The 16,359-nt window shown below is 74.8% G+C and carries 13 protein-coding genes; 4 read left to right on the forward strand and 9 right to left on the reverse strand.

The window, feature by feature from the left end; all coding sequences use genetic code 11:
* The first annotated feature begins 38 nt into the window (after nt 1-38).
* A complete protein-coding gene (locus ACZ2G1_RS14195) occupies nt 39-782 on the forward strand; it encodes a putative hydro-lyase (RefSeq protein WP_229588624.1) in 744 nt (247 codons plus the stop codon).
* On the opposite strand, the gene ACZ2G1_RS14200 is transcribed toward ACZ2G1_RS14195, so the two are convergent.
* Nucleotides 745-1,479 carry a GntR family transcriptional regulator gene (locus ACZ2G1_RS14200; RefSeq protein WP_217905330.1) on the reverse strand — a complete coding sequence of 245 codons (735 nt, stop codon included), beginning with the start codon at nt 1,477-1,479 and terminating at the stop codon, nt 745-747. The genes ACZ2G1_RS14195 and ACZ2G1_RS14200 overlap by 38 nt on opposite strands.
* A 112-nt stretch (nt 1,480-1,591) precedes the next feature.
* Between ACZ2G1_RS14200 and ACZ2G1_RS14205 the strand changes: the two genes are divergently transcribed.
* Nucleotides 1,592-2,554, forward strand: a complete 963-nt coding sequence (locus ACZ2G1_RS14205; protein ID WP_115163428.1) for an ABC transporter substrate-binding protein — start codon at nt 1,592-1,594, stop codon at nt 2,552-2,554.
* Nucleotides 2,555-2,594: 40 nt separating this feature from the next.
* Here ACZ2G1_RS14205 and ACZ2G1_RS14210 read toward each other — a convergent pair whose 3' ends face one another.
* From ACZ2G1_RS14210 to ACZ2G1_RS14220, 3 genes are read right to left on the reverse strand one after another with little or no spacing between them, the layout of a single operon-like run.
* Nucleotides 2,595-4,325, reverse strand: coding sequence for an acetyl/propionyl/methylcrotonyl-CoA carboxylase subunit alpha (locus tag ACZ2G1_RS14210; protein ID WP_035923430.1), 1,731 nt, complete (start codon nt 4,323-4,325; stop codon nt 2,595-2,597).
* Between the two features lie 4 nt (nt 4,326-4,329).
* Nucleotides 4,330-5,988, reverse strand: coding sequence for a 5-oxoprolinase subunit B/C family protein (locus ACZ2G1_RS14215; RefSeq protein WP_470377042.1), 1,659 nt, complete (start codon nt 5,986-5,988; stop codon nt 4,330-4,332).
* Nucleotides 5,985-6,749 (reverse strand): LamB/YcsF family protein, encoded by a 765-nt coding sequence (locus tag ACZ2G1_RS14220; RefSeq protein WP_035923428.1) that lies wholly within the window; start codon nt 6,747-6,749, stop codon nt 5,985-5,987. The genes ACZ2G1_RS14215 and ACZ2G1_RS14220 overlap by 4 nt, the downstream gene beginning before the upstream one ends.
* 206 nt (nt 6,750-6,955) lie before the next feature.
* Between ACZ2G1_RS14220 and ACZ2G1_RS14225 the strand changes: the two genes are divergently transcribed.
* The gene (locus ACZ2G1_RS14225; RefSeq protein WP_017833162.1) at nt 6,956-7,462 is read left to right on the forward strand and encodes a PTS sugar transporter subunit IIA; all 507 of its coding nucleotides are present in this window, start codon (nt 6,956-6,958) and stop codon (nt 7,460-7,462) included.
* Between the two features lie 141 nt (nt 7,463-7,603).
* Here ACZ2G1_RS14225 and xylB read toward each other — a convergent pair whose 3' ends face one another.
* Nucleotides 7,604-9,028: a xylulokinase gene (gene xylB, locus ACZ2G1_RS14230; protein ID WP_109243174.1), complete on the reverse strand. Its 1,425-nt coding sequence runs from the start codon at nt 9,026-9,028 to the stop codon at nt 7,604-7,606.
* 150 nt (nt 9,029-9,178) lie between these two features.
* On the reverse strand, nt 9,179-10,402 hold the full coding sequence (gene xylA / locus ACZ2G1_RS14235; RefSeq protein WP_017833164.1) for a xylose isomerase: 1,224 nt from the start codon (nt 10,400-10,402) through the stop codon (nt 9,179-9,181).
* Nucleotides 10,403-10,550: 148 nt separating this feature from the next.
* Between xylA and ACZ2G1_RS14240 the strand changes: the two genes are divergently transcribed.
* Entirely contained in the window at nt 10,551-11,717 is a 1,167-nt protein-coding gene (locus ACZ2G1_RS14240; RefSeq protein ID WP_115163433.1) for an ROK family transcriptional regulator, read from the forward strand.
* 82 nt (nt 11,718-11,799) lie between these two features.
* On the opposite strand, the gene ACZ2G1_RS14245 is transcribed toward ACZ2G1_RS14240, so the two are convergent.
* The 3 genes from ACZ2G1_RS14245 to ACZ2G1_RS14255 form a co-directional block, all read right to left on the reverse strand.
* Nucleotides 11,800-12,795, reverse strand: a complete 996-nt coding sequence (locus ACZ2G1_RS14245) for an endo-1,4-beta-xylanase (protein ID WP_470377043.1) — start codon at nt 12,793-12,795, stop codon at nt 11,800-11,802.
* Nucleotides 12,796-13,056: 261 nt separating this feature from the next.
* A complete protein-coding gene (locus ACZ2G1_RS14250) occupies nt 13,057-15,414 on the reverse strand; it encodes a glycoside hydrolase family 3 N-terminal domain-containing protein (RefSeq protein WP_144835757.1) in 2,358 nt (785 codons plus the stop codon).
* A gap of 29 nt (nt 15,415-15,443) precedes the next feature.
* Nucleotides 15,444-16,358, reverse strand: a complete 915-nt coding sequence (locus tag ACZ2G1_RS14255; protein WP_081615855.1) for a carbohydrate ABC transporter permease — start codon at nt 16,356-16,358, stop codon at nt 15,444-15,446.
* Nucleotide 16,359: the final 1 nt, after the last annotated feature.

Raw genomic sequence — 16,359 nt, forward strand, 5'->3', positions numbered from 1 at the left:
GGGACCGGGCCGCCCTGGCCCCGGGCGCCGCCCGGGCGATGTTCCGCAGCGGCCTGGTCACGCCCACGTCGGGCTGGTGCGACGGCTTCGCGCAGGCCAACCTGATCGTCGTCCCCGCGGACTGGGCCTTCGACGTCCTGCTCTTCGCCCAGCGCAACCCCAAGCCGTGCCCGGTGCTCGGCGTGCTCGAGGCCGGCGAGGTGACCGGGCCGCTGCTGGGCGGCGGCGACGTCCGCACCGACGTCCCCCTCTACACCGTCTACCGGGACGGAGAGGCGGCGGGCACCCGCACCGACCTGCTCGACGTGTGGCGCGAGGACCTCGTGACCTTCGCCCTCGGCTGCAGCTTCACCTTCGAGGCGGCCCTGCAGGAGGCCGGGATCCCGATCGCCCACATCGACCAGGGCGTCAACGTCCCGATGTACCGCACGAACGTCCCGTGCGCGCCCGCCGGGCGGCTGTCCGGCCCGCTGGTCGTGTCCATGCGGGCGATCCCCGCCTCCCGGGTGGCCGACGCGGTGCGCATCACCTCCCGCTATCCCGCCGTGCACGGCGCCCCGGTGCACGTCGGCGCCCCGCAGGAGCTGGGCATCCGGGACCTCGGGGCCCCCGACTACGGGGACGCGGTGCAGATCCCGGACGGCCACGTCCCCGTGTTCTGGGCCTGCGGGGTGACGCCCCAGGCGGCGGTGCTCGAGTCCGGGGTGCCGTTCGCCCTCGGCCACGCCCCGGGCCACATGCTGGTCACCGACCTGCCCGACTGGCAGTACCAGGTCCCCTGAGCGCGGCCGGCGCGGGGCCCTCCAGGACGTCCAGCAGCTGCTGCCGGGAGGCCTCCAGGTAGTCGTGCATCTGCACGGCGGCCTCCTCGCGCCGGCCCTGCTCGAAGAGCTCGAGGATCCGGGCGTTGCGCTCGATCCAGGGCGCGTGGAAGGACGGGTCCTGGCGCATGGAGTAGAACACCAGTCGCATCTCCGCGAGGGTCCGGGACATCAGCTCATCCTGGCGCGGCGAGCCGGCCAGCTCCACCACGCCGCGGTGGAACTGCTGGTTCGCGTCGGCCATGCCGGTGACGTCCCGGCGGTCGCGGGCGGCGCGGCCGTCCTCGACGGCGGCGTGCAGGCCCGGCTGCGGGACCGGGTCCGACCAGCGCAGCGCCGAGGTCTCCAGCGCGAGCCGCACCCGGTGGATCTCCCGCACGTCGTCCGCGCCGGGCCGGGCCACCGAGACGCCGCGGTTGGGCACCCGCACCAGCAGGTTCTCCCCGACCAGGATCGTGAACGCCTCGCGCAGGGTGTTGCGGGAGACCCGCAGCGCCTCGCTGACCCGGGCCTCCGAGAGCCGGGTCCCGGGCGGCAGCCGGCCGGCCACGACGCCCTGGCGCAGCACGTCCACCGCCCACGGGATGGCCTCGCCCTGCGGGGCGGGCCCGGCCTGGGCGACGGCCGTCGTCAGGAACTCGTTCTGCACGGTGTTCATCGATCCCCATCCTGACATCCCGGGGGCGCCCGGCCGTGCGGCGGCACCCTGGTGGCGGACCAGGCCGTCCTCTACGCTGTCAGGACGTCCGACCCACTCCCTGGAGGCTTCGATGCAGAAGACCGGTGCAGCACTCGCCACGGCGGCCGTCCTGACGGTGACCGCGTGCGGGGGAGGGGAGTCCGGCGGCGGAGCGGCCGGGGACGGCGAGCTGACCAGGGTCGGCGTGGGCGTCATCGCGAGCACCGACGTGGCACCCCTCTACCTCGGGATCGAGCAGGGCTTCTTCGAGGAGGAGGGCCTGGAGCTCGACATCACCCAGGCCCAGGGCGGTGCGGCCATCGTCCCGTCCGTGGTCAGCGGGGAGATGGACTTCGGCTTCAGCAACGTGACGTCGCTGATCGTCGCCCGGTCCCAGGGGCTGCCGCTGCAGATCATCGCCAACGCCAACAACTCCACCGGGGTCCAGGGCGAGGACTTCGCCGACGTCCTGGTGCGCGAGGACAGCGACATCCAGGACGCCGCGGACCTGCAGGGCAGGACCGTCGGGGTGAACACCCTGAACAACATCAGCGACACCACCATCCGCGCGGCCATCGAGGCGCAGGGCGGGGACCCCGGGGACGTCGAGTTCGTCGAGGTCCCGCTCCCCGACATGCCGGCGGCCCTGGAGCGGGGCGAGGTGGACGCGATCGGCTCGATCGAGCCGTTCCGGACCATCGCCATGCAGGACGGGGCGCGCTCGGCGGTCTCCAACTACGCGTTCCCGATCGAGGACCTGACGGTGGCCGTGTACTTCACCACCGAGGACGTGCTGGCCCAGGAGCCCGAGACCGTCGAGGCGTTCCGGGCCGCCATCGAGAAGTCGCTGCAGTTCGCGCAGGACAACCCCGACGAGGTCCGGGCCGTGCTGCCCAGCTACACGCAGCTCGACGAGGAGCTGATCGACCAGCTCGTCCTGCCCGCCTACCCCACCGAGGTGAACCGGCAGTCCGTGCAGGAGCTCGCGGACCTCGCCGTCCAGCACGGACTCATCGAGGAGGCCCCGTCCCTCGAGGAGCTGCTCCCCGAGTGAGCCCCCGGGGAGGTCCGGGCACCCCGGGGACGGAGCCCGGTCAGGAGAGGCGGGCCAGCACCTGGTCGGCGGTCACCGCGTCCCCCGGTCCCACCGCGAGCTCCCGGACCGTGCCGGCCCGCGGCGCGGACACCCGGGTCTCGGTCTTCATGGCCTCCAGCACGGCGACGTCCTGGCCCGCCTCGACGTCGTCCTGCTCGGCCACCAGCCACGAGACGAGCGTGCCCGCGAAGGGCGCGGTGACGGCGCCGTCGTCGGCGGGCTGCGCCCCCGCGGGGGCGGCCTCCGACGCCGCGGGGGCGGAGCCCAGGGCCGCGGCGAGGGCGTCGGGGATCCCGATGCTCACGCGCCGCCCGTCCACGTCCACCGTGAAGCGGGTGCGGCCCGGCTCGTCCGCGCGGGCGTACTCGGCGTCCGGGGCGAGCCGGCCGGCGAACTCGTCCTCGATCCACGTGGTCCACACCCCGAGCCCCTCGCCCCCGGCGAAGGCGGGGGCGTCCAGCACGGCGCGGTGGAACGGGACCGTGGTGGCCACGCCGTGCACCCGCAGCTCGCGCAGGGCGGTGCGGGCCCGCACGAGCGCCTGCTCGCGGGTGGGTGCGCTGACGACGAGCTTGAGCAGCAGCGAGTCGAAGGTCGTGGCCACCCGGGTGCCGCGGTGCACCCCGGAGTCCACGCGCACGCCCGGGCCGGTCGGGGTGTCGACGGCCTCGACCGTGCCCCCGGAGGGCAGGAAGCCGCGGCCGGGGTCCTCGGCGTTGATCCGGAACTCGAACGCGTGCCCGCGCGGGACCGGGGTCTCGAGCACGGGCAGCGGGTCCCCGGCGGCCACGGTCAGCTGGGCGCGGACCAGGTCCACGCCGTAGACCTCCTCGGTGATCGGGTGCTCCACCTGGAGCCGGGTGTTGACCTCCAGGAAGGAGATCAGCCCGTCCGGGGCCACGAGGAACTCGGCGGTGCCCACCCCCACGTACCCGGCCTCCCGGAAGATGCCCTCGGCGGCGGCCGCGATCCGCTCGCGCTGGTCGTCCGAGAGGAACGGCGCGGGGGCCTCCTCGACGAGCTTCTGGTGGCGGCGCTGCAGGGAGCAGTCCCGGGTCCCGAGCACGACGACGTGGCCGTGGGAGTCGGCCACGACCTGCGCCTCCACGTGCCGCGGGCGGTCCAGGAAACGCTCCACGAAGCACTCGCCGCGGCCGAACGCGCTCTGCGCCTCGCGGGCGGCCGAGCGGAAGGCGTCCTCGACCTCGTCGAGCTCCCGGACCACGCGCATGCCGCGGCCCCCGCCGCCGTGGGCGGCCTTCACGATCACCGGCAGGCCGTGCTCCTGCGCGAAGGCCCGGGCGTCCTCCGGCGACTCGACCGGGCCGTCGCTGCCCGGCACGAGCGGGGCGCCCGCGCGCCGGGCGATCTCGCGGGCGGCGACCTTGTCCCCCAGCAGCACGATCGTCTCGGGGGAGGGGCCGATCCAGGTGAGACCGGCCTCGATCACCGCCCGGGCGAACCCGGCGTTCTCGGAGAGGAACCCGTAGCCCGGGTGCACGGCGTCGGCGCCGCACCGGCGCGCGATCGCGAGCACCTCGTCCCCGTCCAGGTAGGTCTCGGCGGCCGAGGTGCCCTCCAGGGCGTACGCCTCGTCGGCCAGGAGGACGTGCGGGGCGTCGGCGTCGGGGTCGGCGTAGACGGCCACGGACTCGAGGCCGGCCTCGGCGCAGGCGTGGACGACGCGGACGGCGATCTCCCCGCGGTTGGCGATCAGGATCTTGCGCACGGTGCTACTCCCGGGAGGTGTCGGTGGACATGTCGGTGGACGTGCTGGTGGCGGTGCTGTCGGGTTCGGCCTGCGCGGTGGCGGGCCCGGGGTCCTCCGCGGGCGGCGGGCCGAGATCGGGCGCCGGCAGCCGGGTGAAGCGCAGGCGCCCGCCGGGGCGCAGCTGGGCGAGCACGGCGAGGTCCTCCGGGTGCACCACCCCGAGCACGGGGTAGCCGCCGGTGGTGGGCGCGTCCTGCAGCAGGACGACCGGCAGGCCCGCGGGCGGGACCTGGACGCAGCCGGGCACGGTCCCCTCGCTGGGCAGCTCGTCCGTGCGCACCCGCTCCAGCGGCTCGCCGGAGAGCCGGGCGCCCACGCGGTCGGAGGACGCGGTCAGCTCCCACTCCTGCGCGAAGAAGGAGGCCACGGCGGCGGGGGTGAACCAGTCGTCGCGGGGGCCCGGGACCACGCGGACCGCGGGCACCGCGGCCGGGGCGGGCGCCGGCTCGGGGGGCCGGACGGCGGTGCCCGGCTCCGGTCCGACCGGCAGGGCGTCGCCGGCGGCCAGGGGGGCCGGGCCCAGCCCCGCGAGCGTGTCCGCGGAGCGGCTGCCCAGCACCGGCGGGACCGTGATCCCGCCGCGGACGCCCACGTAGACCCGCGCCCCGGCCGTCACGGTGCCGACGGCCAGCCGTTCGCCGTCGCGCAGGGCGAAGGGGGTGCCGGGCGGGGGCCGCCACGGGGCCGGGCCCGTGACCGTCAGCGCCGCCCGCGCGCCGGTGACCGCCAGGACGTGCTCCCCGTGGGCGGTCAGCTCGAGCCCGCCGAGCAGGTGCTCCAGCACCGCCGCCCCCGGACCGTTGCCCACGAGCCGGTTGGCCGACCCGGCGGCGGTGGCGTCGAGCGCGCCCGAGGGGGACACGCCCAGCGCGGCGGAGCCCGCCCGGCCGCCGTCCTGGACGAGGGTCTGCAGCCCGGGGGTGCCGACCGTCAGGTGGGGCCCCCGCACCGGGGCGGTCCGGGCTGCGGTCGCGGCGACCTCCACGAGCTCGCGCACGGGCCGGTAGCGCACCCGGTCCCCGGGGCGCAGCAGGGCGGGGTCCTCGCGGTCGAGGTCGAACATCCGGGCCGCGGAGCGGCCGATGAGCTGCCAGCCGCCGGGGGAGCTGCGGGGATAGACGGCGGAGAACCGGCCGGCCAGGGCCACCGAGCCGGCGGGGACGGCGGTGCGCGGCGTGCCCCGGCGCGGGACGTCGGGACCGTCCTCGCCCACGCAGTAGAAGAAGCCGGGCGCGAAGCCGGCGAAGGCGGCCGTCCACGCCTGCCCGGTGTGGAACCGGACCACCCCGTCCGCGCCGAGGCCCGTGAGCTCGCCGACCGCCGCCAGGTCCTCGCCGTCGTAGACGACGTCGATGGTCACGGTGCGGGCCCCGCCGGCCCCGGCGCTCCCGCGGGGGACGGCGCGGGCGGCGCGGACGACTCCCCGCAGCGCATCGGTGGTGCTCGCGCGCACCACCACGGTCTCCGCGCCGGCCACGCAGTCCACGAGCCCGGGCAGGTCCGCGGCGGCGAGCCGGGCGTGCACCGCCACGGCGTCGTGCAGGTCGGCGCACTCGACCAGCGCCGCCCGCGGGCCGAGCGGCCGGACCCGGCGGGGCCCCGCGGGGGCCGGCCCGCTCACAGGAAGCTCCCGACCCGCAGGCCGGCCTCCTCGAGGGCGCGGCGCACGCGCTCGGCGATGGCCAGCGCCCCGGGGGTGTCCCCGTGCACGCAGATGCTCTGGGCGTCCACCGCCACGAGGGAGCCGTCGACGGCCTCGACCACGCCCTCGACGGCCATCCGCACCACGCGGGCGGCGATCTCGTCGGCGTCGTGCAGGACGGCGCCGGCCTCGGTGCGGGGCACGAGCGTGGCCTGCGGCGTGTAGCCGCGGTCGGCGAAGGCCTCGCGGACCGTGCGCAGCCCGGCCGCCCGCGCCTGGCGCTCGATCTCGGAGCCGGGCAGCACCAGCAGGGGCAGGGCGTCGTCGACGTCGCGCACGGCGTCCACCACCGCTCCTGCGTGCTCCTCGTGGTGGACGATCGCGTTGTACAGGGCGCCGTGCGGCTTGACGTAGCTCACCCCGGTGCCCGAGGCGCGGGCCAGGGCCTGGAGGGCGCCGATCTGGTACACCAGCTGGTCGGTCAGCTCCGCCCGGGGCACGGCGATGAAGCGGCGGCCGAAGCCCTTGAGGTCGTCGTAGGAGACCTGCGCGCCCACGGCCACGCCCTGCTCGGCGGCCACGGTGCAGGTCCGGCGGGCGACCGTCGGGTCCCCCGCGTGGAAGCCGCAGGCCACGTTGGCGCTGGTGACCACGTGCAGGACGGCCTCGTCGCCGGCCATGGCCCAGGCGCTGAGCGACTCGCCGCAGTCCGCGTTGAGGTCGATGTCGGAGGGGGGCATGCTGTGCTCCTTGTCACGTCGGTCCCTCCAGCATGCCCTGTCCCCCAGGATTGTTCAACAATATTTGCCGTCGGGATCGGAATCCGCGCGGACCGGTGGACGCCGGGGCCCGGCCGCCGTAGGTTGGCCCGCACGAGGGCGCAGCGGTGCCGCGGGCAGCGCGGTGGGACCGCGCCGCCCGTCCACCTCCACCGATGGGACAGCACATGAGCGACAGGACCTCCCGCGCCGAGGACGACTCCCCGGGGCGCTCCGGCTCCGTCCTGGACCACCTGAGCGAGTCGACCGTGCTCCTGGACGTCCACGGGGCGGACCGGGACGGCGTCATCCGGCAGCTCGCCGAGCTCGGCGCGCACACGGGGCGGGCGTACGACGCCGACAGCACCGTCGCGGCGGCCCTGGCCCGGGAGGAGGAGGGGTCCACCGGGGTGGGCAACGGCGTGGCCCTGCCGCACGCCAAGTCCGCCGGTGCCGAGCGGCCGATGATCGCGTTCGCCCGCAGCCGGGACGGCGTGGAGTGGAACGCGCTGGACGGCGAACCGGTCCACCTGGTCTTCCTGATCTCCCTCCCGGAGGAGCGCTCCGGGGAGGAGCACCTGGAGCTGCTGGCCGAGCTCTCCGAGGCCCTGGCCGGGGAGTCCTGCCGGCGGGCCCTCCTCGACGCCGGGAGCGCGTCCGAGGTGCTGGCCGCGCTGGAGGAGGCGCTGGGCTGACCGGTCCGGCCGGGCAGGTGCGGGGCCCGGACCGCGGCGCCGAGGTCGAGCGCCCGCGGGCTCAGACCGACCGGGGCGGCCGGGGTGCGGACGGTGGTCTCCCGCCCGTCGGGCGGCGCCCCGCCGGACCGCGGGCCGGTCTCACCGCTGGGGGTGGGCGCCGGCCGGGGGCCGGGACCAGCCGGCGGTCCGGTCGCGCAGCGTGCGGTAGGCCTCCAGGACCCCGGGCGTCGGCTCGGCCTCGTACTGCCGGGCGCCGGCGAGCGCCCAGGCCGGGGGCTCGTCCTCGCCCGAGAGGGCCCAGGCGGCCTGCCGGGCGGCGCCGAGGGCCACGTACTCCGCCGGGGCGGGGACGAGCACGGGACGGCCGAGCACGGCCGGGGCGAGCCGGCGCACCGCCTCGGACTGCGCGCCGCCGCCGATCAGGAGGATCCGCTCCGCAGCGGTGCCGGTGGCCCGCTCGAGCGCGGCCACGCCGTCGGCGAGGGAGCAGAGCAGGCCCTCCACGCAGGCCCGGGCGATGTCCTCCCGGCCGGTGCGCGAGGACATCCCGTGCAGGGTGGCGCGGGCCTCGGGCCGGTCGGGCGTGCGCTCCCCGTCGAGGTAGGGGAGCAGGGTGACGCCGCCCGCCCCGGGACGGCCCGCGAGGGCGAGCTCGGCGAGGCCCGCGTGGTCGACGCCCAGCACCCGGGCCCCGAACTCCAGGATCCGGGCGGCGTTGAGGGTCGTGGCCATGGGCAGGTAGCGGCCGGTGGCGTCGGCGAAGCCGGTCACCAGCCCGCTGGGGTCCGCGGTGCGGGTCTCCGAGACCATGGCCGCGACCCCGGAGGTGCCGATCGACAGGGACACGTCGCCGGGGCCGAGCGTGACGCCCAGCGCGGCGGCCATGTTGTCGCCCGTGCCGGCCGCGAGCACCGCCCCCGCGGCCGTGCGGCCCATGACCGCGTTCGGGGCGGCGGCCACCTGCGGGAGCTCGAGGTCGTGGCCGAGCGCCTGCTCCACGAGGGCGTGCTCCCAGGCGCCGGTGCGCGTGGAGAAGTAGCCGGTCCCGGAGGCGTCGCCGCGGTCGGTGAAGAAGGACGACCGGCCGGCGTCGAGGTGGTGGGACAGGTAGTCGTGGGGCAGCAGCACCCGGTGGGTGCGGGCGGCGTGCTCCGGCTCGTGCTCCGCCATCCAGCGCAGCTTGGTGGACGTCATGGACGCGACCAGCACGCTGCCGAGCTCCTCGGCGCAGGCGGCCGCACCGCCCATCTCCTCGACGAGCCCGCGGGCCTGCGGCGCCGAGCGGGTGTCGTTCCACAGCAGGGCGTCGCGCACCACGGCGTCGTGCTCGTCGAGGGCGACCATCCCGTGCTGCTGGCCCCCGACGGAGACCGCGGCGGCCTCCGCGAGGAAGGGCCCGGCGGCGTCGTCGAGCGCGGCGAGCCAGGCCCGGGGGTCCACCTCGGTCCCGTCCGGGTGGGGGGCGCGGCGCTGCGCGAGGACCTCGCCGGTGCCGGCGTCGACGAGGAGCGCCTTGGTGGACTGGGTGGAGGAGTCGATGCCCAGGACGGTGGTGCGTGCCATGAAGAACCTCGGTGCGGGGTCGGGACGGAGCGGCGAGGGCGCCGCGGGACGGGACGCGCAGTGCCCGGCCCGGCGCAGGGGGGATGTGCGCCGGACCGGGCCGGGACGGGGCCGGCACCCCGGAGGGGGTGGGTGCCGGCCCCGGGCGTCTCAGCCCCGGGCGCCCATGAGGTGCTCGACGGCGAGCTGGTGCAGGCGCACGAAGCCGTAGTTGCGCTCCGACGGGCCCGTCAGGTCGAGGTCCTCGTAGGCGCTGCGGTCGGCGAGGAACGCCTCGAGGTCCTCGCCCTCGGCGAGGGTCGGCTCGCCGAGCTCGAGGATGCCGGACTGCTCCATGGCCTCCTGGACGTCGGGGTCCTGGCGGAAGGCCACCGCCCGCTCCTTCAGCAGCAGGTACATCCGCATGTTCGCCGCGGCCGAGTCCCAGACGCCGTCGAGGTGCTCGGTGCGGGAGGGCTTGTAGTCGAAGTGCCGGGCCCCCTGGTAGGCGCCCGGCAGGGACGGGAACCCGTTCTCCAGCAGGTCCACCGTGAAGAAGGCGCTGATCAGGTTGCCGTGGCCGAACACCAGGTCCTGGTCGTACATCGGGCCGTTCTGCCCGTTGAGGTCGATGTGGAACAGCTTCTCGCACCACAGCGCCTCGGCGAGGCCGTGCGTGTAGTTCAGCGTGGCCATCTGCTCGTGCCCGGTCTCCGGGTTCACGCCCACGACGTCCCCGTTCTCGAGTCGGTCGATGAACGCGAGGGCGTGCCCGATGGTCGGCAGGAAGATGTTGCCGCGGGGCTCGTTGGGCTTCGGCTCGAGGCCGATGCGCATGTCGTAGCCCTGGGACTTGATGTACCCGGCCACGGTGTCGATGCCCTCGGCGTAGCGGTCCAGGGCGGCGTAGAGGTCCTTGGAGGAGTCGTACTCGGTGCCCTCGCGCCCGCCCCACATCACGAAGGTCGTGGCGCCGAGCTCGGCGGCGAGGTCCACGTTGCGGAGCACCTTGCGCAGGCCGTAGCGCCGGACCCGCCGGTCGTTGGACGTGAACGCGCCGTCCTTGAAGATCGGCTCCGCGAAGGTGTCCGTGGTGACCATCTCGCAGACCATGCCGGTCTCGTCCATGGTCTGCTTCAGCTGCCCGATCAGCTTCTCGCGCTGGGCCTCGGTGGCGTCGAAGGGGATCAGGTCGTTGTCGTGGAAGGTGAAGCCCCAGGCGCCGAGCTCCTTGAGCTTGCGCACGGACTCGAGGGGGTCGAGCTCGGGCCGGGAGGCGGTGCCGAACTGGTCGCGGGCGGCCCAGCCCACGGTCCACAGGCCGAAGGAGAACTTGTCCGCGGGGGACGGGGTGAGTGACGGGGCGAGGGAGGTCGCGGGGGAGGAGGTGGGCATCGGAGGTCCTTTCCCAGTTGGTTAGTTTCCGTTACTTACTATAGGAGCTGGGATACCGTGGGGGAAGACCGCCGGCGGATTTTCTGCCGTCCGGTCGGCCGGGATCCGCGCCGGACCCGGTCCTCTCGGCACCAGAGGAGAGTCGTCCGTGCAGTCGAGCCACCTGCGGGAGCACAACCTCTCCACCGTGCTGCGCGCCGTCGCCGGGGCGGACGCGCCGGTCTCGCGCGCCGCGCTCGCCAAGCTCACCGGGCTCACGAAGCCCACCGTGTCCAAACTGGTGCAGGAGCTGCTCGAGGCGGGTCTGCTCGTCGAGGGCCGGCAGACGGCCGCGCGGGTGTCCGGGCGGCCGACGATCCCCCTGACCGTGGCCCGGGGGACCGTGCTGGGCGTGGGCCTGGAGATCGCCGCCGACCACCTCGCGTGCCTCGTCACGGATCTCGGCGGCCGCGTCCTGCACGAGGAGTCCCGTTTCGGGGCCTTCGCCGGGGCGTCCGTGGACGAGGTCGCCTCCGTGCTGGCCGGTCTGCTGGACACCGCCCTGGCGCCCCGCCGGGACGTGCCCGTGGCCGGGATCTGCGTCTCGGTCCCCGGCCGGCTCTCCACGGACCGCGCCACCGTGCTCTCCGCCCCCAACCTCGCCTGGCAGGACGTCCCGCTGGTCGAGCGGCTCCGGGAGCACCCGGCGTTCCGGGGCCCGGGGCTCACCGCCGGCAACGACAGCATGCTCGCCGCGCGCACCGAGGTCCTGCGCCGGCCGGGCGCGTCCTTCCTCTTCCTGCACGGCCAGACCGGCATCGGCGGCGCCGTGGTCCTGGAGGGGCGCATCCTCCGCGGTGAGCACGGCTGGGCGGGGGAACTGGGCCACGTCACGATCACCCCCGGCGGGGAGCTGTGCCGGTGCGGGCGGCGCGGCTGCCTCGAGGCCTACGCCAGCTACCACGCGCTGCGGGGCCGGACCGGCCTGCCGGAGGACGTCCGGATCGAGGACCTCGTGGCGGCCACGGCGGAGCGGCTGCAGAGCCGGGAGGCGGTCATGGAGATGATCGGGCGGCCCCTCGGCGTGGTGCTCGCGAACTCGATGAACGTCCTGGACCTGTCGACGGTCGTGCTCTCCGGGTACTTCGCCCCGATCGCCCCGGAGCTGGAGCCCGTGCTGCGCGAGGTCCTGGAGGCGCACGCGCTCACGGCGGAGGTGGGGCCCGTCGAGATCCAGCGCTCCGCCGCGGAGGCCCATCCCGCCCTGACCGGCGCGGCCGCCACGGCCCTCGAGGCCATTTACGACTCGCCGGCCCGCTGGATCGACCGGCGCTGACCCGCTCCCGTCCGGGGACGACGACGGGGCCCGCTCGCACGAGCGGGCCCCGTCGCGCTCCGGCCGGGGCCGGGCGATCGGCTCAGCGGAACGCGGGGTGGTGCTCCCACTTCGCGTCGCCGCCGGGCTGCGAGCGGACCAGGGCCTCCTGGAGGGCGTCGTAGGCCGGCTTGCGCTCGTAGTCGCCCTCCATGGTCAGGGCGTCCCCGTAGCCGGGGAAGGTGTTCGGCACCCAGGAGTGCTCGTCGAGCACGCCCCACACGGTGAAGGAGTTGCAGTCCTCCACGGCCAGGCACGCCTCGAGGGCCATGCGGTACCAGTCGGCCTGCTTCCGGCGCAGCTCGTCGGTCATCCGGTCGTCGCCGTCGACCGGTCCGCGGACGTCGATCTCCGTGACGGCCGTCTCCAGCCCCAGGTCGTCGAAGCGCTGGAGGTTCTGCTGCATGCGCCCGTCGAAGCCGTACTGGAGGCCGAGGTGGGTCTGCATCCCGAAGCCGTGGACCGGCACGCCCTGCGCGAGCAGGTCCTGGATCAGCGCGTAGTAGGCGTCGGACTTCGCGTTGATGCCCTCCACGTTGTAGTCGTTGAAGAACAGCTGGGCGTTCGGGTCGGCCTCGTGGGCCCAGCGGAAGATGTCGGCGATGATCTCCGGGCCCAGCTCCCGCAGCCAGATGTTCTCCTGCAGGCGCAGGTTCCCGCTGTCGTCGAAGATCTCGTTGGCGACCTCCCACTGCTGGATGCGGCCCTCGTAGTGGCCGACCACCGTGTGGATGTGCTCCTTGAGGATGGCGCGCAGCTCGTCGGGGGTGTAGTCGCCTTCCTCGAGCCAGTCGGGGTTCTGGCTGTGCCAGAACAGGGTGTGGCCGCGCACGACCTGCCCGTTGGCCTCGGCGAAGTCGACGATGTCGTCCGCGGGGCCGAACTCGTAGACCCCCTCCTCGGGGTGGATGAACTCCCACTTCATCTGGTTCTCGGGGGTCAGGGAGCTGAACTCCCGCGCCAGGACGGAGCGGTACTCGGGGTCGGAGGGGAAGGGCTCCGGGTAGTCGGCGCTGGTGTGGTGGCCTCCGCCGGCCACGGCGCTGCCGATGCGGAAGTCCTTCGGGGTGTTCCAGCGCAGGGTGTCCTGCTTCGCCAGGCCGGGGGGCCGGGTCTCCGGGGCGGCGCTCGCGGCCTGGGGGACCGCGGTGAGGCACAGGGCGGCGACGGCGGTGGCCGCTCCGGCGCGGAGGAGGGGGGGCTCGTCTGCTCATGTCGGGGCTTCCTTCATCGGGGGGTGGGGGATTCGCGGGGACGGGTGGGACGGGGCGCGGGCCGCACGGCGGCCCGCGCCCCGGGCTCAGGAGGCGTCGGCGGACGCGGCGAGCGCGCGGTCGGCGACGCGGACCTCGACGGGGGTCGTGAGGACGCGGTCGGCGTCCTCCACGTCCCGGACCGTGCCGGTGACCGTGAACCGGCCCTCGAGGGGCAGGTCCTCGCTGGAGGTGCCGGCGCGCAGGACGAACTCGCCCGGCTCCACGATCAGGCGCACGGCCCGGCCCGTGAACGAGGTGCGGTCGGCGTGGACGGAGAAGACCACGCGGGCGCTCTGCCCGGCCTCCAGCGCGATCTTGGCGAAGCCGACGAGCATCTTCAGCGGCCGGACGACCTGGGCGACGGGGTCGCTCAGGTACAGCTGGACGACCTCCTGGCCGGCCCGGCCGGAGGTGTTGGTCACGGTGACCGCGGCCTCCACGGTGCCGTCGGTGCCGATCTCGGCCGCGGACAGCTCGAGCGCGTCGTAGGAGAAGCTCGAGTAGCCGATGCCGTGGCCGAACGGGTACAGCGGCCGAGGGTCCAGGTTGGAGACGCCCTCCGAGTATCCGCCCAGGGCGGGGGTCAGGTAGGTGCCGGGCTGCCCGCCCACGTGCCGGGGGATCCCCACGGGCAGCCGCCCGGAGGGGTTCACCCGCCCGGAGAGCACTCCGGCGACGGCGTGCCCGCCCTCCTCGCCGGGCATGAAGGCCTGCACCACGGCCGCGCAGCGGTCGTCGAACGCGCCGAGGCTGTAGGGGCGGCCCGTCACGAGCACGAGGACCACCGGGGTGCCCGTGGCGAGCACGGCCTCGACGAGCTCGGCCTGCCGGCCGGGCAGGGACAGGTCCACGACGTCGCAGCCCTCGCCGGAGGTGCCCGTGCCGAAGAGCCCGGCGAGGTCGCCCACGGTGACGACCGCGAGGTCGGCCTCCTCGGCCGCGGCCACGGCCTCGGCGATGCCGCTGGTGTCGGGGTCGGTGAAGTCGACGCCGCGGGCGTGCCGGAAGGTGGTCCCCCCGTCCGCGAACTCCTCGGCGAGGGCGTCGACGATCGAGGTGATCTCGATGCCGGTGCCGGACTCCCCGAAGCGGGACAGGACGTGGTTGGTGAAGCTGTAGCAGCCGAGGAACGCGCGGGGCTGCCCGGCGCTGGGGCCGATGACCGCGACCTTCCGGGCGGTGTCGCGGGCCAGCGGCAGGACGCCCTCGTTCTTGAGCAGGACGACGGACTCCTCGGCCATGCGCCGGGCGAGCCGGCGGTTCGCCGGGGAGTCGAGGTCGACGGCCCCGCCCGCGGTGCCGGGGTCGAAGCCCGGATCCAGCAGGCCCAGCTCGACCTTCTGCGTCAGCACCCGCCGCACCGCGCGGTCGAGCAGGGACTCGTCGAGCGCGCCGTCGCGCACGGCGCCGGCGAGGTCCGCGAAGCAGCCGGTCTCGGGCAGCTCCACGTCCATCCCGGCCGCGAGCGACTGGACGCCGGCGTCGCGGGGGTCCGCGGCGACGTGGTGCATGGACTCCAGGAAGCTCACGGCCCAGTAGTCGGAGACGACCGTGCCCTCGAAGCCCCAGGTCTCCCGCAGGAGGGTGGTGAGCAGCTCGGGGTCGGCGACGGGCGGGACGCCGTCGACGTCCGCGTAGGAGTTCATCACCGCGCCGGCCTGCCCGAGCTTGACGGCCATCTCGAAGGGCACGAGGACGACGTCGCGGAACTCGCGCGGTCCGATCGAGACGGGGGCGTGGTTGCGCCCGGCGCGGGAGGTGGAGTAGCCCGCGAAGTGCTTCAGGGTGGCGATCACGCCGGCCTCCTGCAGCCCCCGGACGTACTCGGTGGTCAGGGTGCCCACGAGGTAGGGGTCCTCGCCGACGGTCTCCTCGACGCGGCCCCAGCGGTAGTCGCGGACGACGTCGAGCACGGGGGAGAGGCCGAGGTGGACGCCCACGCCCTTCATGTCGGCGCCGATGTGCCGGGCCATGGTGCGGACCAGCTCGGGGTCGAAGGCGGCGCCCCAGGCGATCGCGGCCGGGTAGCAGGTGGCCCCCAGGGTGGTGAACCCGGTGAGGCACTCCTCGTGGGCGATGGCCGGGATCCCGAGCCGGGAGGTCTCCACGACCTGGCGCTGCAGGGTGCGCAGGTGCTCCACCCCGTCCGCGGCCGAGATCGGCGCGCTGCCGAAGGCCCGGGTGATGTGGCCGAGACCGTGCGCGATCGCGGCCTCGAAGGTCGAGCGGTCGTCGGCGAAGGCGGACTCCATGGGGGCCGCGCCGCCCGTGGCCTCCTCCGGGTCGGGGCGCAGCCAGTAGCTGCCGAGCTGACCGGCCTTCTCCTCGAGGCTCAGCTCCTGCAGCAGGGCGTCGACGCGTTCGGCGACGGGGCGGGCGGGGTCGTTCCAGGGTGCTGTCATGGGGGTGTTCTTTCTGCTCGGTGGGCGCGTCACTTGCCGAAGCCGGCGGTGAGCCCGGCGACGAGGTGCCGGCGCCCGAAGACGTAGAGGACGAGGATCGGCAGCGCCGAGAGGACGACGGCGGCCAGGACGGCGGGGATGTCGGCCTGGAACTCCCCCTGGTAGGTCCACAGGGACAGGGGCAGCGTGCGCTTCGCGGAGCTCTGCGTGAGGATCAGCGGGAACAGGAAGTTGTTCCAGCTGTTGAGGGCGTTGTAGACGCCCACGGTGGTGATGGCGGGCAGGCTCAGCGGCAGCACGAGCGTGCGGAAGACCTTCCAGTCGCCGGCGCCGTCGAGGGTCATGGACTCGTAGAGCTCGTTGGGGATGTCCCGCATGAAGTTCGTCAGGATCAGGACCGTGATCGGGATCCCGGACGCGATCCCGGGCAGGATCAGGGCGGCCAGGGTGTCGTAGAGGCCGAGCTGGACGATGATCAGGTAGATCGGGATGATCGTCGCCTGGATCGGGATGGCGATGCCCAGCAGGAACAGCCGGTTCGAGAACACGGCCAGCCCGCTCCGGCTGCGCACGATCACGTAGGACGCGAGCAGGGACAGGAAGACGATCCCGGCCACCGTGAACACGACCACGACCACGCTGTTGAGGAAGTACTGGACGAACTGGTTCTGCAGGACCGTGGCGTACGGCGCGAACGTCGGGGACGAGGGCAGCAGCGGGTTCGTGGAGTAGTAGTCCTCGCGGGGCTTCAGGCTCGTGATGGCGATGTAGTAGATCGGGATGATGATCGCGCCCAGCCACAGCCAGCCGCCGACGGCCGCCGGGATGTTCGGGAGCCCCCGGCGCCGGCGGGCGGGACGGGCGGCCGCCGGCCGGGCGTCCGGGCGGGGCGCGCCCCCGGGCCGCGTGCGCACGGGAGGGGTGTCCGTGGTTCGTGTGCTCATG

The sequence above is a fragment of the Kocuria sp. KKT182 genome (assembly GCF_055635395.1).

Excerpts from the sequence above, each read along its gene's own strand:
- ACZ2G1_RS14195 (WP_229588624.1), top strand. The coding sequence starts at position 39 with ATGTTCCGCAGCGGCCTGGTCACGCCCACGTCGGGCTGGTGCGACGGC.
- ACZ2G1_RS14200 (WP_217905330.1), bottom strand. The coding sequence starts at position 1,479 with ATGAACACCGTGCAGAACGAGTTCCTGACGACGGCCGTCGCCCAGGCC.
- ACZ2G1_RS14205 (WP_115163428.1), top strand. The coding sequence starts at position 1,592 with ATGCAGAAGACCGGTGCAGCACTCGCCACGGCGGCCGTCCTGACGGTG.
- ACZ2G1_RS14220 (WP_035923428.1), bottom strand. The coding sequence starts at position 6,749 with ATGCCCCCCTCCGACATCGACCTCAACGCGGACTGCGGCGAGTCGCTC.
- ACZ2G1_RS14225 (WP_017833162.1), top strand. The coding sequence starts at position 6,956 with ATGAGCGACAGGACCTCCCGCGCCGAGGACGACTCCCCGGGGCGCTCC.
- xylB (WP_109243174.1), bottom strand. The coding sequence starts at position 9,028 with ATGGCACGCACCACCGTCCTGGGCATCGACTCCTCCACCCAGTCCACC.
- xylA (WP_017833164.1), bottom strand. The coding sequence starts at position 10,402 with ATGCCCACCTCCTCCCCCGCGACCTCCCTCGCCCCGTCACTCACCCCG.
- ACZ2G1_RS14250 (WP_144835757.1), bottom strand. The coding sequence starts at position 15,414 with ATGACAGCACCCTGGAACGACCCCGCCCGCCCCGTCGCCGAACGCGTC.
- ACZ2G1_RS14255 (WP_081615855.1), bottom strand. The coding sequence starts at position 16,358 with ATGAGCACACGAACCACGGACACCCCTCCCGTGCGCACGCGGCCCGGG.